Source organism: Melioribacteraceae bacterium, assembly GCA_019638015.1.
Classification (GTDB): domain Bacteria; phylum Bacteroidota; class Ignavibacteria; order Ignavibacteriales; family Melioribacteraceae; genus JAHBUP01.
Genome location: JAHBUP010000001.1, coordinates 2,312,207 through 2,331,913, shown reverse-complemented (window position 1 = coordinate 2,331,913; position 19,707 = coordinate 2,312,207). Strand labels below are relative to the sequence as shown.

Here is a 19,707-nt window from a genome sequence, read left to right as displayed (position 1 = left end):
AAAAAAAATGCGCCAACTAACTCAAAACTTAAAAGACGGTAAAATGGAACTTACTGAAGTTCCCTCTCCAATTTTACAGAAAGGATATATCCTTGTAAAAAACCATTATTCCATAATTAGTGCCGGTACCGAAGGTAAGACTGTGTCAGATGCACGTAAAGGTTACATAGCCAAAGCAAAGTCTCGGCAAAAAGAAGTTAAGATGGTTCTGGATACAGTTAAAACTCAGGGTATAAAAAAAACTTATGAAATGGTGATGAACAAATTAGAAGCACTTTCACCATTAGGTTATAGTTCTTCTGGGGTAGTAATTGAAGTAGGCGAAAGTGTTGCTGGTTATGAGGTGGGTGACTTTGTTGCTTGCGGTGGAAGTGGAGCATCCCATTCTGAGATCATTTCAGTACCAGTAAATTTATGCGTAAAAGTTGACAAGTCAATTGATTTAAAACATGCAGCATTTACAACTGTTGCGTCTATAGCTATGCAGGGTGTTAGGCAGTCGGAAGTAAAACTTGGCGAAAGCTGCGTTGTAATTGGCCTGGGTCTCATTGGGCAATTAACAATACAAATATTAAATGCCGCAGGTATCAAATCAATTGGAGTTGATATTAGTGAAAACCAAGTTCAATTAGCAAAAAGGTGTGGTGCTTCTTTTGCAATTAACAGAAACAGTGATGGTATTGAGCAAATTATTAAAAGCTATACAAGTGGTTTTGGTGCTGACGCTGTTATAATAACAGCAGGAACTTCTTCAACTGATCCTGTTGAATTGGCGGGGCGCATTTCAAGACAAAAAGGCAAAGTTGTTATAGTAGGTGCAGTGTCAACTGGTTTTAACAGAGAGCATTATTATAAAAAAGAACTGGATCTTCGTATGTCTTGTTCTTATGGTCCAGGCAGATATGATAATAATTATGAAGAAAAGGGAATTGACTATCCAATTGGATACGTACGTTGGACCGAAAATAGAAATATGCAGACGTTTATTGAGCTCTTAAAAGCTGGCAAAATATTATTAGAAAAATTAATAACACATCAATTTGATTTTCAAGATGCTCCTTCTGCTTATGAAATTATTCTTAACAAAACAGTGCCTTTCAATGGAATAGTATTAAAATATCCAAACGAAGTTTCTTATGAAAAAAAAGTAATTGTATGTGAAAGAAAAAGCTATATAGAAACTGATGTTAATATTGGTTTTATTGGTGCTGGTTCATTTGCTCAAAATATGATATTACCCAATATTCCAAATTATGCAAATAAAGTTACAGTCGTTACTGGTCATGGACATACATCAAGAAGCGTCGCACAAAAATTCGGTTTTGACAATGCAGCTACTGTTGCTGAAGAAGTATTCAATGACAAAAGTATAAATACAATTTTTATTACAACTCGTCATAATTTGCATGCTGAAAATGTAATTAATGGTCTGCAAAACAAAAAAAATGTTTTTGTTGAGAAACCTCTTTGCTTAAACGAAAGGGAATTAGACCAAATAATTGACGTTTACAACTCTTCTGGTGCAAAATTAATGCTAGGTTATAATCGTAGATTTGCTCCCCAGATAACTCAATTAAAAGAGAGACTAAATGATTCTGTACCCAAAGCAATTAATTATCGCATAAACGCAGGTTATATTCCAAAAGATCATTGGACTCAGGATTTAGAAATAGGTGGCGGAAGAATTATTGGTGAAGTTTGCCATTTTATTGATCTTACTTTGTTTTTATCAGGCAGTAATATTAATTCCGTTTATTCTGCATTATTAGGGAGTCAAGAGAATTTAAGCGATACACTAAATATTCAATTAACGTTTGAGAATGGTAGTATAGCTTCTATCTCATATTTCTCAAATGGGAGTAAAAAATTAGAAAAAGAGTATCTCGAAGTTTTTTATGCAGGTAATACATATTTATTGAAAGATTTTAAGGAACTTGAGAGTTATACTGAAAGGGTGAAAAAGGATAAAATTTCTTCACAAAATAAAGGACATAAAAAGGAAATAGAACTTTTTATAGATTCAATCAAAAATGGAAAACCTGCTCCCATAAAGGCTGACGAAATATTTCATACTTCCAGAGTAACTTTCAATGTAATTGAATCAATAAAAACGAATTCTGTAATTAGGTGTTAATGTCAGATTTAGTTAAAATTTCTTTACGAAAACTTGAAAAATATATAGAGGTTGAAAATTATAGAGGGTATGATCCGTACGACGCTTTAAAATCCTCTCTTTTTAATTTACCTATATTTAATAACAATAAGGCTTTAAGATTCGGAATTCAGCAATTAGTTAAAAGATCACCGATAAATCTTAGACCATTGCTTGGGATTACTAAAGGTTATAACCCGGTAACTTTGGGTTTGTGTATTCAAGCTTTTGGTTATCTTAGTAAGATTTTCCCAACTAAAAAAAACGAATACATCAAAAAAGCAGAATACCTAATTAATGAATTAGAGAAATTAATCCCTTCGGGTTTCAGTGGAACATGTTGGGGGTATGATTTCCCATGGGAAGCAAAAAACGCAAAAATCCCGGCTAATCAGCCAACAGTTGTTGCCACAGGAATAATTACTAACGGACTCTTTGAATATTACAAAATTACAAACAACCAAAAAGCAATTGATCATTGTATTAGCGCTTCTGAATTTGTATTGAAAGATTTATTTAGAACATGTGAAAATGATTCCTTTTGTTTCTCTTACTCTCCGTTTGATAAACAAAAAGTTTATAATGCTTCAATGAAAGGAGCACGTTTATTAAGTCAGGTCTATTCAATAACTAAAAACGAAGAAATAAAGAAAACTGCTCGTGACGCAGTAAAATATGTTGTTGAGAATCAAAATAGTGATGGTTCATGGTGTTATTCTTATAAAAGATTGAAAGTTGATAACTATCATACAGGTTACATACTCGATTGCTTAGATGACTATATCAAATGTACTGGTGATGATTCATTTGGCAATAGCTTAGAAAAAGGGTATAAATATTATATAGATTCTTTTTTTGAATATTCGGGTTTACCAAAGTTTTATAATAATAATAATTATCCTGTTGACTGTACAGCGGGTGGTCAATCTCTATTAACACTAACAAGGTTTGGTGATTTAGTCATGGCAGAAAAAACTGCAATATTTTTAATAAAAAATATGCAAAGTAGAAGTGGGTATTTTTATTTCAGGAAATTCAAAAATTATCAAATAAAAACTTCATTCATGCGATGGTCAAATGCGTGGATGTTTGTTGCGTTATCAAAATTGCTGGCGAAGAATATATGAAGATATTGTTCCATTTAGCTCACCCTGCTCATTTTCATCTCTTTAAGAATGTAATAAAAAATTTAATTAGTAAAGAGATTTATGTACGTATAACCTATAATGATAAAGATATTTTAGACGAGTTGATTAATGAATCTGAATTCAAAGCAATATCGAGAAAGTTGAAATCTAGAAAAAAAATAGTCCATAAATCAGATTTAATTTTACAATTTCTAGAAAAAAGCATTTCTTTGTACAAAATATTAAAGCAGGAAAAACCTTCACTAGTTATAGGAACATCTATAATTATTTCTCTAGCATCAAAACCGTTGGGTATCAGCAACATAATTGTAAACGAAGATGATTTTGATATAATTCAACAAACTGCAAACCTCGGATATAGGTTCGCTACAAAAATACTTTGTCCGGATGTTTGCAGAACCGGTCGTTGGGATTTTAAGTGTGTAAAATATAATAGTTATCATGAGTTGGCCTATCTGCATCCGAATCATTTTGAGCCCAATAAAAAGGTTGTGGAAAAATATTTTAATATGGACGATCCTTTCTTTGTGTTACGATTTGCAAAGTTATCTGCTCATCATGATGAAGGAATTGAAGGAATTAATGATAAGCTCGCCTTGGAAATTGTAAATCGATTAAGAGATTATGGTAAAGTATTTATTACAACTGAAAGAGACATAGGTGAGAGTTTAAATACGTATAGATTATTAGTCAATCCCTTTGACATGCACCATTTACTAGCTTATACAAAATTATACATTGGTGATAGTCAAACAATGGCAGCCGAAGCCGGAGTTTTAGGAACACCTTTCATAAGGATCAATGATTTTGTTGGTAGAATTAGTTATTTAGATGAGTTGGAAAATAAATATAAACTTGGCTGGGGAATAAAACCAAATGAAGGAAACAAATTATTTGATATAATTGATTCTGTAATCTCAAAAGATATTAATAAGACTGAGTGGGAGAAGAGAAGAGAAATTATGCTAAGTGAAAAATTAGATTATGCGGTATTTCTCTCTGATTTTATAGAAAATTATATAAATGAATAAACGCCGACATTGCCTTTTTACAAATGATGTAGAAACCACCTCAATCTGGTTAAACACCCTCCGGGACGAAACAGGACTTAAAGTATTAGAAGAAGGAATGCCGATTTTATTGGATATTTACAATGAATTCAATATAATATCTACGTTCTATTTTACGGGCTATATTGCAAAGCTCTTTCCTGATGTCGTAAAGATGATAATTAAAGATGGTCATGAAGTTGCTTCTCATGGTAAATCACATTTGCCTGAAAACGGATTTGATGTAATGCCGTTTGAGAAACAGAAAAGACATTTAGAAGAAACAAAAAAATTGCTTGAGGATATATCTGGTCAAGAAGTAATTTCGTTTAGAGCACCTGCATTAAGAGTCAATAATGAAACTGTAAGAGCATTGATCGAAACCGGGCATAAAATCGATAGCTCCGTTGCATCACAAAGATTTGATTTCTTTTTGTCTTTTGGTGGCTTTAAAAAACTAAAATGGTTCACTGCCCCTCGTTTACCATACAAAGTAGATCCGAATAATATCTTTAAGAAAGGCAATAGTGATTTGGTCGAAGTTCCACTTTCAGCTCTTTTCCTGCCTTACGTAGGTACAACAATGAGAATTTTCCCAACAATAACCGCACTTCAAAGACACGGTATAAATTTTGAAAGTAAGCTTAATAATAAACCTGTTGTATTTGATGTCCATCCTAATGAATTTATCGATGAATCTGATGAAATAAGAATTGTAAACAAACGCTCAAAAAATCCAATCGACTTTTTTCTGAAAGATTGGCTCCGTTCACATCTAAAAATAAAAAACTTAGGTCCTGCTGCTATACCACTCTACAAAAAAGAAATCCAATTCTACAAAGATCGAGGATATAAGTTTACTACAGTCAAACAATATTGTATAGAAAACCAATTGATTTAGCCAATCTCAAATCCCACTCTTATCAAGTTGCATATCATGCTTGCTCGGAGAGTGAGTTAGGGTGATTTAGAGGTAATAAAAAGTTTATGAATATATTTATAATAACAATGGATGATCCGGTTCAAACAAAATCATTCATCTCAAAAATTATTGAAGCAAGAAAGGATGACATTGTAGGTTTAGCAATCTCAAAAGGTGACAGACTCACAATTCAAAAGAACAAATCGAAATATGAATATGTATTTTCTCTTCTTTTGATAATGGGCTTTTATAATTTTACAAAAAATTCTTTTGCAACTATTTCTCATAAAATTAGAAAAAAGCTTCATTCTATTCTCCCAAGTATATTCCTAGATCCAACAATAAATAGAATTGCACAGGTTAATGGTATAAAAACATGGGAAATTAAAACACCTAATAATGAGCATTTTCTTGATGAACTTCGGCAACTCAATATTGATATTATTATAAATCAAAGCCAGAATATTTTAAAAAGTGAATTACTTTCGATTCCTAAAATTGGTGTTATAAACAGACACAATGCTTTACTTCCACGAAATAGAGGTAGATTAACTCCATTTTGGGTATTATTTAAAGGTGAAAAGGAGACTGGAGTTTCAATCCACTTTGTAACTGAAGAACTTGATGCAGGTGATATAATTGTACAAAAAAGATTCACCATTGAAAATAGTGATAATTTTAATTCTATTGTAAAAAAGAATTATGAATTAGCTCCAGTAGCATTACTCGAGGCATTAGATAAACTCGAGAAAAATAATAATCGTTTTATTAAAAATGATGAATCATTAGCAACTTATAATACGACACCAACACTCAAAGAAGCTTGGGAATATAGAAAGAGGAAAATTCTAGGGATTTTTAGTAGCTATCAAATATTTTAGCTAATTTAATTTTATTTACCAAGATTAATACAGCATTCGCTGAAATCCAGATAACTTCATCATTTATTTTGATCTATCCAACAAGATTGAAATAGAAAAGAAAATTGTATTTAGAGGAGACGCATTGAAAATAATATCAGTAGTAGGTGCTCGCCCCAACTTTATAAAAATCGGACCGTTCATAAAAGCTGTCAAGAAATTCAATGTCGTTAAAAAAGAAAATACTATCGATCACTTGTTAGTGCATACTGGGCAGCATTATGATGATAATATGTCTAAAGCATTTTTTGATCAGTTAAACATTCCACAGGCTGATATTAATCTTGGTGTTGGTTCTGGGTCACATGCGGAACAGGTTGGGCATACAATGATTGAGTTTGAGAAAGTATTAAAAGAGTATAAACCTGACTGGGTAGTTGTTGTGGGAGATGTAAACGCAACCCTGGCCTGTTCAGTAACAGCTAAAAAAGAATGGATCAAATGTTGTCATATCGAAGCAGGTTTAAGATCCGGCGACATGCATATGCCGGAAGAGATTAATAGACTCGTCACCGACAGAATCTCAGACCTCTTATTGACTCCTGACCGGATATCTATAACAAACCTCATCAAAGAAGGAGTCGAAGCTAGCAAGATTTGTTTTGTAGGAAATATAATGATTGATTCACTTGATCAAAATAGAGCCAGTGCCTCTAAACTTTTAATTTCAAAAATTTTAGCAGATAATAAATTTATTGATCTCAACAGAAATCCCCAGATAGAGGAGAATGAGTATTGTGTAATAACACTACACCGTCCCTCAAATGTTGATGATAGTACGGTTCTTAGTCAAATTGTTTCATTTATTTGTTCTGAAGTCACATCTAATTTTAAGGTCATCTGGCCATTGCATCCTCGTACAGAAAACAAGTTGAAGGAACATGGATTATTAAATAATGTTCTCACTAATGACAGAATAGTATTAACAAAACCTATCGGCTATCTAGAAATGCTTCGACTAAATATGTCCGCAAAGTTAGTATTAACTGATAGTGGTGGTTTGCAGGAAGAGTGTACAGTCTTAGGTACTCCCTGTTTAACATTAAGATGGAATACAGAAAGGCCCATTACATTAAGAGAGCATGGGGGTGTTAGTGTTCTGGTAGGCAATAATATTGAGAGAATTAGAGAAGAATTTTACAAAACAATTATACTCGAAAGAAATCCGGTACGTCCCGAATTATGGGATGGTCACACCGCGGACCGCTGTTTAAATGCCATATTAAATTACAAATTGGATTATTAATCATTTACACAAGATTATTTACACACCCATTTTTAAAGAATTCCATATTTTGACGGAAGTATCTTTATTTGAACTATTTATTTTGAGATCTACCCCTCCTTTTGTAAGAAAAATCTCAAAATCCATATTTTTATAAAATCTATTACAATAATGCCCATTAAAAAGTTACATACATTTTTTATACTATTCTTAATCCATTTAGTATCATTTATTGCGGTTTCTCTATATAAAGATTTTAGCCTAAGTTATTTGCTTAGTAATAATTTGGAGTTTGTGCTCTACATGACCACCTCCTTCTTCTCCTCTTTTCTTCTTGGCAAATTTTCTCAGCTAAAAGAAATAAGCGATTTTACTCAAATATTTAAACGCTATTTTAATGCCTTCATTCTTAATACGGGTATCCTATCAATAATTTTTATCTCTATCTCTTCATTTGCCCCTTCAAGAATATTAATTGCCGGTACTCTTTTCCTTTCATTTATTTTAGAATTGATATTCATATACTTCAACTATACATTAAAAATCAATAGGGAAGTAAGAATTAAATTCCGCTTTTCCCTCTCTACTTTCACCTATTTCCTTGTTCTGCTACTCTCTCTTATCTTTTATGTTTACTATTATTTCCGCCCCGATTTATTTGCTAAAGATCTGCTATTGATAATCATCTTATTGCCCGTCTGGTTCTTTACATCTTTCTTTGTGCATCAATACTCACCATTGCAAAAAGTAAAGTATTGGGATTACTTTTACTCTTTATTTAAATCCGCTATTATATTTATTTCTCTTATGGCATTCGCTACATTTATGCTCAAGTATGATTATAATTTCTCCCTAATGCCCTTCATTATATCTATAGTCTATTCAATTGGTTCACTAACTCTTTTTTCAGTTTTATTTATAATCCAGACTCCGGAAACTACCGATGCTGTGAAAACAAAACTTCTTCGCGCCACTCCTGAAATAGAAACAGAGGTAGTAGAAAAAATTGAGAGTAAGTCTGAAAAATATAGTATTCCAAATGGAAATCCCTTCAATCCTTACCTGCAAGAACAGCTTGGATCAATTTATCTGCGTCATTACCTCCCCGTATTTAAGTTTATTGAGGAGAGCATTGAACTCACCTCGTTTGATATTAGGCGCGCTGTAATGATCCGTTCAGCCGATACATATAACGTAGAAGTACTACCAAATAACAGCTATGAATTCTACCTCAATCTCCATGAAATAAATGATATGCGTAGAATAAATCATTATCTAATCGAGATAAATAAAAGATTGGTTAATGGTGGAGTTTTTGTTGGCAGGATTGAACCCCTCAACCTAAGATTCAGACGCTACAAAAATAAGTATCCCTATTATCTTGCCCGCTTTTTTTACTTTTTTGATTTTCTTTGGAATAGAGCTTTTGCGAAAATTCCATTTTTTCAGAAAGTATATTTTGCGTTTTCTAAAGGTAAAAATAGAGCAATTTCACTGGCAGAATGTCTCGGAAGATTACACTACTGCGGTTTTTCAATAATAAATCTCAGAGAAATAAATAACTTTATCTATTTCATCGCGAAAAAAGGGGACAACCCTAAAAAAGGGGAAAGCCCCTCATACGGCCCCCTAATAAAACTAAAAAGAACCGGGAAAGAGGGGAGAAAAATTAATGTTTACAAAATGAGAACAATGCACCCCTACTCTGAATACCTGCAGAAATTTGTTTTCGATTTGGGGAATCTGAAAGCCGGTGGAAAGTTTCAAGATGATTTTAGAATTACAGGTTGGGGTAAGGTCATGCGCAAGTTATGGCTAGATGAATTCCCGATGTTCATAAACTTCTTTAAGGGGGAATTAAAATTGGTCGGTGTGCGTCCACTATCAGACCATTATCTAAGTTTATATTCACAACAACTGCGTGAGAGAAGAAAGAAATTCAAACCGGGTTTAGTACCTCCTTTTTACGTGGATCTTCCACAGTCTCTTGAGGAAATTATGGCTTCAGAAGAAAAATATTTGGACAGCTATGAGAAAAACCCAATATTAACAGATATTAAATACTTCTTCCTTGCCGCTAATAATATCCTAATTAAAAAAGCAAGAAGCGGGTAAAGTTGTTTCCCAATAACTAATTCATAGTTTTTTAAAAGGCAGATTGGAATAAAATTTTGATCAAACTTAAAGTCATAAGTGTTAACAAACATTTTAAGTGCATCTTATCCATAATACTTTTTTCCCTCAACGTTGCTATTATTGAGGGGCAGTCATTATCAGGTCTATCCGGGATGTTCAGAACTCCGACGGCTGAAGTTGCGGATGACGGCATTATTACAGCAGGGGCTTCCTTTTATAATAAGAAATATCAACTTTATTCAAATTATCAAGATCATGTGTTTGGAGCTTATATCACTTTAGGGTTCATACCCAGAACAGAAGTATCCATTCGCATTTCTCGGAAAATAGATTCAGATTACACCAGCCACGTAATGGATAGGATTTTAAGCGCTAAATTCTTAATAATCAAAGAGGGGAATTTTATCCCGAATGTTACCCTTGGTTTACAAAACCCCTACAGCACTCTTGTTTCTGCTAACCACTTTAATTCAACATATCTCGTCGCTTCAAAAAATATCCCTATTGGTTCTTTTTTCAAAAACTTTTCACTCACAGCCGGTTACGGTTCAGATATAATTAAAGCCGCCGATTATGAATTCATCGGTGCTTTCGGTGGTATGGAATTAACTTTTAATCTTCAGAGATATCTTCGTACCGATCTAAGCTTAATCATTGAACACGACGCTGAAAGATTGAACGGGGCGTTAAAGCTAATTTTATTCAATACTGTACAAATCATGGGAGGGCTCCAGGGCTTCGACGCCTTCTCCGGTAACCTCGCATTTTCATTCACTCTCTAATATTCCTTACTTCCACCGGCAGACTCTCATCGTTTCATTCCGTAATGCTTCTACTAACTCATACTGTCATTTCGAGTCCGCACTGCACTTGGGTATTATTAGCGGACGAGAAATCCTGATGCTGCAAGGGTGTTAATGATTTCTCAGTCGTCTTGATTGAAAGAAGATTGCACTCCTTCGAAATGACACGATTATATTAAAGGTGATTGTTGTCATGTCGAGTTAGAAGGCTATTGCACATAGTAATCGAGACATGTCAAGCGAGTCTCCTCTCTCGATAAACTCGAGATGCCCGGAATTGTTATTCCATGGCTGCCAAGAACTATTTCTCGAGTGAATTATACTATCATCCCGTAATGCTTCTATACGGGATCTCGTTCGTATGATTTATCTGCACTGCGTTACTTAGAGGATTCTAAATTGGGAGGGCTCCGTCGTCTTCTCCGGTAACCTGGCATTTTTATTTTCTCTCTAAACAAGCATATCAACGCGTCTATTCTTAAATAATCATATATAATTATCTAACGAATCCGTACATTTTATTATTACATCAATCTCTGGAATAAAATAAATGTGCACTCATCTTCATAACAAAAAACTGACGCGATGAGAAAATTAAACGATTATCTAATTCTCATTCTTATAACTTCACTTTTTTGTTTGGTATCTCTTTTACAGTCCGGAATGAAGATAGATGAATATTATAATCACATCCCTCTATTACAATTAGTTCATAATGATGGTTTTTATAATGTTATATCGTCGGATAATTATTTAGCCGCTAATACACCCCTCCCATATTTAATAGGTTCAAATATTGCCACGATACTATTCACAGAACCAACTATCTTTCTCGCAAGAATTATTAATGCACTGTTTGCCCTAGGCAGTCTGCTTCTAATCTATTACTTTTTCAATAAATCGGTAAAAAGTAGATACCCCCTTTTAAAATCACTCATCATATTATTTTATCCATATTTCATGAAGCCGGCATTCAGCTACTATATGGCTATCTATGGGATATTTTTTTTTATAGTTGCCCTCATTTTAATTCACGATCTAAAAAGTGATTTGAAATACCTTTTTGCGAGTACTGCTTTATCTCTCGCTATATTATCTCAGCAGTTTTATCTTTCGGTTATTATTGCCCTCGCGGTAATTCTTGTCCAAGAAAGTTTCATAATCTCTGAAGAGAATAGGCTAAGATCATTTAGCAATAGATCTGCCAAGCCATTTATTTATTTGATTATACCAATATTAATTTTATTGCTACCACTTTTTATATTATGGGGCGGTTTAACCCACCCAAATTATTCATTTCATAGAGTCTCATTTGATCTGACTAGAATCACAATCATTTTAATCCCGATAGGGATATTTTTGACTCCCATAAATATCATTAATATTTTATCTCAAAATAAATTCACAATAATTATAGTTGTTATTTTTGCTCTTATCATGGCACTTTTTAATTATCCTAATTTTGCCGACCGTGGAGGAGAGGGGAGGATAACCGGTATCAGTTTTCATTTTATAAACATAATATCAAACATGAACTGGCCGATTGGGATTATCGTAAAAACAGCTTTCATTAGTTTAGGTATTTTTAATATTCTATCTATCTCTAAAAAAACTGTAGTTACTGATTCACCTTTCAGAGTAATATTTTTTCTCCTATTGGCGGGATTTTTATTTAATCAGCTCTTGGCAGAACGACATTTACTCCCTCTTATCGTAAGCGGTTATCTTTTGCTGTTAAGTAGCGTCAACAACAAAACAATATTGAGAATGGCATTAATAGTGCAAATGTTTATCGGCACCACTTATTATCTATATTATATGTTTATTCAAAAGTCATACTAACGATTAATCAAACTTAATTTACTCTTGTCATCCCGTGATGCTCTTATACAGTATCTAATCATGTAATTACATGTCGCTGTAATATGTGCATGCCCACTGTTTTTATTGGCTGGTTACCCGCCAGTTTTATGGTAGATTTATCCGCTTTTTTAGCGGGGACCATTCATCCAGCGGTCAAGTTTATCCGCCCGCTCTATGGCGGACCTGTCCACCTGCTTTTTGGTGGAAACCAATTCTTGACCGAATCATACTGTCATTTCGAGTCCGCACTGCACTTGGGTATTATTAGCGGACGAGAAATCCTGCTGCTGCAAGGGTGTTAATGATTTCTCAGTCGTTCTGAATGTAAGAGGGCTGCACTCCTTCGAAATGACAATGTGGTGGTCATCCCGAGTCCGTTGGCTAACGGATCGAGGGATGGGATTCATTTAACATGTCTCGATAACATTAACTAATTGCATTCCAACTCGACATGACCATCACCTTTTGCATTCGATACTCCATAATGCTTCTCACCCTGTCATCCCGTAATGATTTAATACGGGATCTAAAACAATGCTTTTAATTTTGCGCCTTAATAAAATGGCGTTAAAAGAATAAGATGATTCGATGAAAAGCGGAAATTGCCAAAGTGCTATAAGGTATTAGTATTCAATTTCTGCCATCGAATCATTGATATTCTTAGCCATTTTATTTCGGCGTAAGTTTCTTTTGGTACTTTTCTTACGATAAGAAAAGTACAAGAATAAGGTTTGATCAAGCAAAAAGTAGGACCAATTGAAATGATTTCTCAGTCGTTCTGAATGTAAGAGGGCTGCACTCCTTCGAAATGACAGTCTGGTTGTCATTTCGAACCCACGCCTTGGCGGGGTGCCTGTCCGCCATTTTTGTGGTGGAAGAAATCTAACTAACTCTGTCATTCCTTATGCTAATATCCTGAATCTATTAATGACCTCAATGCTATAAAATATTATAAATTACTAAACTGCTTTCACAGTTCGCAATTACAATTGGAATAACCAAGATTTAGAATTGCACTAGTATTGCAAATGTTTATAAGCTCGATTTATTTCATTGAGTCAATTTATAGTGCTTTCGAAAATAGAATGAGGCTGGCAAAAACAATAGGGGATTAGTGGAGAGATCTTTAGAAAAAAGTGCAAGCCAAAAAGAGAAAACCCAAATAATGAGCAAAAGAGTGTCGGCTTTTTTGAGAATTCTAAAACAGTAAACTACATACAATAAAAATATCGTGAGCCCTGCTAATCCAAATTCACTCATAACTTCGATAAAAATATTGTGAGGATATTTGATTGCTTCCTGAATAGCTCCGACTGAATTAAAGTTATACCCTCCGAGACCTGCGCCAAATAAATAGTGCTCTTGAAATAATTCAAAACCTGCCCTATAAGCTTCAATTCTCGAAATTATTGCCCCATCGCCAATTTCAGTTTTAAAAATATTAAACAATGGCAGAAATCTTTCAAAATTGAAACCATTGGCGAAGCCGTACAAAATGAATGCAAAAATTACAGTAACTGAAAATCCTATGAGATTTTTATACTGTTTCTTATAAAAGAACAATGCAATGGGGAATATCACTGCCCCAATTATTCCGGCTCTGAATCCGGATAAAACTAAAATAATTAAAAGCAGAATCCCCAATATGAGTAAATAGTCTTTTCCTGATCTTATGTAAAGCACCAAGAATATTACAAAACAAATAGCAGCGAATCTTCCGAATATAACATGGCTCCATCTGAATACAGAAAAAGAGTAGGGCGATTCATATTGAAATGGATTATTTATTAGGAATCCTAATATTGATATAAATGAAAATATAATGGTAACAAATAAGAAAGTTTTAAGAAGTACAGAATGAGATTGTTCAAGTAAAACAATAAATGCGGCAAGAAGGAGAGGTAATGTAATTAATATGTTAAGTGCTTTTTTAAATCCAAAATAAGGATTGAGAGAATATAAGATCGATATGATTATTGAAAATAAAATAAATAACAGAACGGCTATTTCCCTCTTGCCTATCCTTAATAATTCTTTCAATCTCTTAGAAAATGGGATGAGCGTAATTAACAGAATCCCCCCGGCTATTATTTTTAATAAATATGAATTTGACGTATAGTTCGATATCGCGGCAATATTTACAGTTAGAATGAATGCTATAAAAAGTGCTACCGTGCTGAAATTATATCTCAATTCTGATATACTACTCAATAGAAATTTCGAAAACAATTTTAATCCTGTCTCATAATAGCTAGTATTAATTATCTAAAACTATCTAAAATAGAACAACAATTCCTAATATTCTTCAAAAGTGAACTTAACTGATTTACTCCTTTGAGGATATTGAACATACCCTACTCGTAATTCTTCTTCGTGCCTATCTCTCGATAGGGCTTAGGCCCTCCTCGAGATGATCTTTAGATTATTTTGCTGTGATCAAGTTTACCCGCCCTTTGTATGGCGGGTTTACCCGCTTGCTCAATAGCAGATTTATCTGCCGGTTTTATGACGGACCTGTCCGCTTGTTTTGTAGCGGTATCAATTCATCATCCCGAGTCCGTCGGCTGACGGATCGAGGGATGGAATCCATTTGTCATCTCGAGTCCGTTGGCTAACGGATCGAGAGATGAGTCCAAATGACATGCCTCGATTGCAGTAACAAATAGCACTCCAACTCGGCATGACTATCATATTTCGCAATTGTTATTCTGCTATGCTCCTCATTTTGTCATCCCGTGATGCTTCTACACGGGATCTCGTTTTTACGATTTATCCACCAGCTCTTTACCCGCCCAGCTGTTTCCACTGGCGATCCAGTTAATCCGCCGTTTTTTTTGCGGACCTGTCCGCTTGCTTTATTGAGGAAACCATTTCTTGACCGTTACAAGTTTTTAATTCTGCGCATTAATAAAATGGCGTTAAAAGAATAAGATGATTCGATGAAAAGCGGAAATTGTAAAAATGCTATAAGAAATTAGTATTCAATTTCTGCCATCGAATCATTGAAATTCTTAGCCATTTTATTTCGGCGTAAGTTTCTTTTGGTACTTTTCTTACGATAAGAAAAGTACAAGAATAAGGTTTGATCAAGCAAAAAGTAGGACCAATTGAAATGATTTCTCAGTCGTTCTGAATGAAAGGGAATCGAACTCCTTCGAAATGACAGGCTGATTGTCATTCCGTGTTGCTTTAACAGTTAATCTCATTTTTACGATTTACTGCCAGCTTTCTGGCGGAATTTCTTGATGCCCTCAATGCTATTAAATTTTATAAATTATAGAATCGCTATCACTGTTCGCAATAATAATCATCTTTGCATCATCCCATTTTCTAAATTCTATCTTCTACTTTCTAAATTATATACCTGTCCGCCGGTTTCTAGGCGGATTCTACATTCTAAATTCTAAATTCTAAATTCTTCAATCTCCATTCTAAATTCCTACCCCCCCTCACCTCATCCAAATCAAAGAGAGAACTGCATTATATCTCTGCATAGGAATATTCAGCTCAAATATTCTATCCTGTTTATTAATATTATAGCATTCATTAAACCAGGCTTCGGCGGGGATCTCCTCTTCGGAAGAGGGGAGCGGCATTCCGGCAAAAAAATCATAAGTATAACTCAATTTACTAACCCCCTCTTTTGCTCTTATAAATTGATACTTAAATTCATTATGAATGCTGCTCCATTGAATAATTCCATCTTTGCTTAGCACAACCGCGCATTCTCTATGACCTATCCTGCTGTAGTTTAACGCCGCCGCGGATAAAGATACTTTAAAGTAATCTGCCGTCTCTGAAATTAGAGTTTTGGAAATTCCTTTTTTGTTAACAAAATTTTTAAACCATTCCTCAGGCATTAACAGTTCCCCCGCGAAGCTGTTAGCGTTCTCCTCTCGTTTGGCTTTGTTAATTCCGTTTAAGTCTTCAAATTTGCATTTAATAGTTATTGTCCCCTCATTGAATTCCTTGCTTCTAGAATCACATAAAAAATGCCCCAGTTCATGAGCCATCACAAAATTTCTCTGCCCCGCCTCCTTAATACTGCTGTTGATTGTAATAATTCCGATTGTATCATTAAAAATAATTTTCCCTTCGCATCCTTCAAACTCTTCCCCCTTTAAAAACAGATTCTCAGCATAAATCAATTCCTCTAGATTTATTTCAGCGGGGGATTCAAATCCATATTTACGGATCATTAGCCGTGCATTTGCTTTTGCTGTTATGCTCATCTTTTTTTCACTTAATCAAATAATAATAAATATTTTATCAGAACAATCCTAAGTTTACTCTGCTGCTCGAATTTTTATTTCTTCTCCTTTCCAAATTCTTTAGTCAATCGATCTAACAATATTTTATCCTTCTCATCACTTGCGGATTCAGCATTTGTATCTTTATTTTTTCTTGCAGCGACACTGTAATCAGTAATTTCATTTCCGGTACCGGAATATGAATTTAACTGTTCCGATATTTTCTGGAATTTTATTTTCCTTTCTTCCCCTTTTTTAATTTCAAGCATTCCATTTAATTTTCTTTGAAACTTTTCAAATTTATTTTCTAAATGATCGATGTTACTCCCCATTTCACGCAATAAATTTTTTGCTTCCTCTTCACTGAAAATAGAAGGGGAGAGGTAAATCTTTATGATTTCCCCCGTAGATAGCTTCCCTCCGGCCATTTTTGCTCCCTAGTTTAAAATTGACATTTTATTTTTTGATATCTTTTTTATTAACCTCCTCTGAATCTCAGAACATTCAACTGGTGTAATACCAAGCGCGTCGGCAATTGCCTCCCTTTTACCCCCCTTTAAATATTCTTCGAGATATAAGATTTCCTCAATATCCTTCTCCGGATCGAGCATAGAAAAAATAGTATTGATTAATTCCCCCTTTTCAACCCCCTCAAAAATCTCTTCGCATCCGGAATAGAATTGATCAGAGTCGTAAAAATTTTCCGCTTCAATTAATGTAAAATGATTCTCCGGCGATGATTCATCCACTTTTTTAATATTTCTGCATTTAAAGTAGGAGAGCATCCTAAATCTAAGATGAAAATAAACTGATCCTTTAAAAGTATTGTAGGATTTTAAGAAACATGTTTTCCCTTTGAATATTCCCTCAAGTACTTCCATCAAAAAATCTTCCGGCTGTTTCTCGCAGAAATATTGATTATTTGTTCCATCCCATCTTTTGCAGAAGAATAGTGCACCATACTTATCCTCACGACAGAAACGGTTGATATACTCACAAATTAAATCACTTTCGCTTTTCTCCAATTTCCCTCCCATTTAATTGATGGATATTGTTACTATTTAAACGTCGTGAAATGAAAAAAATGTAATCCGGTTTAAAAATATTTTTACCACCCCCGAATTTAATCCCCATTACCAATCAACTATAAACCTAATAAATTTTATACATAGATTCACAACCCCATTCATTCGGCGGTCAAGCTTGTCCGCCTGCCTTTTGGCGGGTTTATCCGCTTGTTTTTTATCCACCCTGTTGTTTGGCGGGTGTGGCGGGAACCACTACTTGACCGAAACATATCTTTGGCGTAACACATTGAAAAGATTTCTCAGTCGCCTCTTTGAAACTAAATTGAACTCCTTCGAAATGACAGTGTGGTTGTCATTTCGAACCCACGCCTTGGCGGGGTGCCTGTCCGCCATCTTTGTGGTGGAAGAAAATCTAACTTACTCTGTCATACTGTAATGCTTCTATTTGGTTTACCCGCCCTGTTGTTTGGCGGGTGTGGCGGGAACCACTACTTGACCGAATCATACTGTCATTTCGAGTCCGCACTCCGCTTGGGTAGTATTAGCGGACGAGAAATCCTGATGCTGCAAGGGTGTTAATGATTTCTCAGTCGCCACTTTGAAACTAAATTGAACTCCTTCGAAATGACAAACTGGTCGTCATTCCGAAATGCTTTTATTCGGACCTGTCCGCTTTGCTCTATGGCGGATTTATCCGCCGGCCTTATGGCGGAATCTAAAAAATGAAAAGATTTCTCAGTCGTCTAGAGTGAAAGGGGATTGGACTCCTTCGAAATGACACAATGATTCTGCGCCTTAATAAAATGGTGTTAAAAGAATAAGATGATTCGATGAAAAGCGGAAATTGCAAAATGCTATAAGGCATTAACATTCAATTTCTGCCATCGAATCATCGAAATTATTAGCCATTTTATGGAACCTGTCCCGTGCCTTTTACGGGAGCGCCTGTTCTTTTGAATACTTTTCTGGAATTTACCCCGTACTTCTTACGGGGCCAAGAAAAGTATTAACACTAGAAAAGATTTCTCAGTCGTTTTGATTGAGCGCCGAATGAACTCCTTCGAAATGACACATGGCTATTAATCCATTCTACATTCTAATTTTTTACTCCCTCCCAAATTCCATTTTTATAACTCATGAAGCGTTTAAAATTTTAGAAAAATGATCTTAATACAATTACATATCGTCTATTCTAAACCCTGCCGTGAACAAATATCTCGGCTGGAATTCGATAAAACTTCGGGAAGAATTCGTTTAAAAGTCCTTTTAAAGTCATGGCTTCTTCGATATTCCTTCGTTCCTAATTTATTATTTATACAATCCGGTTTATTTGAAACTCCTAATTATTTTCGTTCACCTACTGTTTATTAGTTCATCTAAACAAATCATTAACAATAAAATAATAGGAGATTTATAAAATGGCTAGATTAGAAAAACGCTACTTTGGCGAACTCAAAGGTAAATTCGGTGATGCGGTATTTAAAAAACTAGGTGATAACAATTATGTAGCACGCAGACCAAAATACACAAAACCGGATACAGAAGAATTTAAAGTACGTACCAATGCTTTTAAATTCTCATGTAAATTAGCTTCTCTCATTAATGCGAACTCATACTTAAAGTCTGTTTGGCGTTCCAAGCTGGGAAAAAATGTGCAGATTCATCCTCGTTTAATTAGTGTCAACTATAACGCGTTCAAAAATGGGACTGTAATAGGAAATATTCAGCTTGTTCCTGATGGGGGATTCGGAATTAAATTCGATTCAATGATTCTTGATGAAAATCAGTTGTCATTAAAGATAGAGCCCTTGACCTCAAATTCTTCCATTGACCCATTGGTAGAAAAGAATATAAGGGCTGTAACATTTATTATTATGACATCTCCGGTTGATTCTTCTCAAATTCCGGTTAGGATAATCCAGCTAAATTCCGCCCCGTTACAGGTGAGTTTGGATGAAGAACTAACATTTAATCATCAGGTATTTACGGCTGATAATGAATTGCTCAACGGATATCAAGTAAAACTCTTTTTCAGCACACTAATCACTTTTGATGATTCCAATCGAATAATTCAATACTCAAATACCTTTATTCCGATGTTATAATTATCATTCAGTAGAGACGTTGCAGCTTGTCCCGACTTGTCGGGACGCAACGTCTCTACAACATCAAAATAACACGATGCCTTTCCTTGGCAGTCAAGCCTGTCCG

The 19,707-nt window shown here is 34.6% G+C and carries 14 protein-coding genes; 10 read left to right on the top strand and 4 right to left on the bottom strand.

Annotated elements, in window-relative coordinates; genetic code table 11:
• Positions 1-7: 7 nt before the first annotated feature.
• The 9 genes from KF816_09975 to KF816_09935 all read left to right on the top strand — a co-directional run bounded on the left by KF816_09975 (position 8) and on the right by KF816_09935 (position 12,197).
• Positions 8-2,134, top strand: a complete 2,127-nt coding sequence (locus tag KF816_09975; GenBank protein MBX3008341.1) for a bi-domain-containing oxidoreductase — start codon at positions 8-10, stop codon at positions 2,132-2,134.
• Entirely contained in the window at positions 2,134-3,279 is a 1,146-nt protein-coding gene (locus KF816_09970; GenBank protein MBX3008340.1) for a hypothetical protein, read from the top strand. Before KF816_09975 ends, KF816_09970 begins: the two co-directional genes overlap by 1 nt.
• A complete protein-coding gene (locus tag KF816_09965; protein ID MBX3008339.1) occupies positions 3,276-4,331 on the top strand; it encodes a DUF354 domain-containing protein in 1,056 nt (351 codons plus the stop codon). Before KF816_09970 ends, KF816_09965 begins: the two co-directional genes overlap by 4 nt.
• The gene (locus tag KF816_09960; GenBank protein ID MBX3008338.1) at positions 4,324-5,250 is read left to right on the top strand and encodes a polysaccharide deacetylase family protein; all 927 of its coding nucleotides are present in this window, start codon (positions 4,324-4,326) and stop codon (positions 5,248-5,250) included. The genes KF816_09965 and KF816_09960 overlap by 8 nt, the downstream gene beginning before the upstream one ends.
• Before the next feature lie 86 nt (positions 5,251-5,336).
• Entirely contained in the window at positions 5,337-6,152 is an 816-nt protein-coding gene (locus KF816_09955) for a hypothetical protein (GenBank protein ID MBX3008337.1), read from the top strand.
• Positions 6,153-6,276: 124 nt separating this feature from the next.
• On the top strand, positions 6,277-7,437 hold the full coding sequence (wecB, locus tag KF816_09950) for a UDP-N-acetylglucosamine 2-epimerase (non-hydrolyzing) (GenBank protein MBX3008336.1): 1,161 nt from the start codon (positions 6,277-6,279) through the stop codon (positions 7,435-7,437).
• Between the two features lie 273 nt (positions 7,438-7,710).
• A complete protein-coding gene (locus tag KF816_09945; GenBank protein MBX3008335.1) occupies positions 7,711-9,531 on the top strand; it encodes a sugar transferase in 1,821 nt (606 codons plus the stop codon).
• Positions 9,532-9,587: 56 nt separating this feature from the next.
• The gene (locus KF816_09940) at positions 9,588-10,334 is read left to right on the top strand and encodes a YjbH domain-containing protein (protein ID MBX3008334.1); all 747 of its coding nucleotides are present in this window, start codon (positions 9,588-9,590) and stop codon (positions 10,332-10,334) included.
• Positions 10,335-11,018: 684 nt separating this feature from the next.
• A complete protein-coding gene (locus tag KF816_09935; protein ID MBX3008333.1) occupies positions 11,019-12,197 on the top strand; it encodes a hypothetical protein in 1,179 nt (392 codons plus the stop codon).
• A gap of 1,071 nt (positions 12,198-13,268) precedes the next feature.
• Here the strand turns inward: KF816_09935 and KF816_09930 are convergent.
• The 4 genes from KF816_09930 to KF816_09915 form a co-directional block, all read right to left on the bottom strand.
• Positions 13,269-14,429, bottom strand: coding sequence for an O-antigen ligase family protein (locus KF816_09930; protein ID MBX3008332.1), 1,161 nt, complete (start codon positions 14,427-14,429; stop codon positions 13,269-13,271).
• 1,238 nt (positions 14,430-15,667) lie between these two features.
• A complete protein-coding gene (locus KF816_09925) occupies positions 15,668-16,450 on the bottom strand; it encodes an ImmA/IrrE family metallo-endopeptidase (GenBank protein MBX3008331.1) in 783 nt (260 codons plus the stop codon).
• Between the two features lie 74 nt (positions 16,451-16,524).
• A complete protein-coding gene (locus KF816_09920; GenBank protein ID MBX3008330.1) occupies positions 16,525-16,896 on the bottom strand; it encodes a hypothetical protein in 372 nt (123 codons plus the stop codon).
• A 9-nt stretch (positions 16,897-16,905) separates the two neighbouring features.
• On the bottom strand, positions 16,906-17,493 hold the full coding sequence (locus tag KF816_09915) for a hypothetical protein (GenBank protein MBX3008329.1): 588 nt from the start codon (positions 17,491-17,493) through the stop codon (positions 16,906-16,908).
• 1,421 nt (positions 17,494-18,914) lie between these two features.
• Between KF816_09915 and KF816_09910 the strand changes: the two genes are divergently transcribed.
• The gene (locus KF816_09910) at positions 18,915-19,601 is read left to right on the top strand and encodes a hypothetical protein (GenBank protein MBX3008328.1); all 687 of its coding nucleotides are present in this window, start codon (positions 18,915-18,917) and stop codon (positions 19,599-19,601) included.
• Positions 19,602-19,707: the final 106 nt, after the last annotated feature.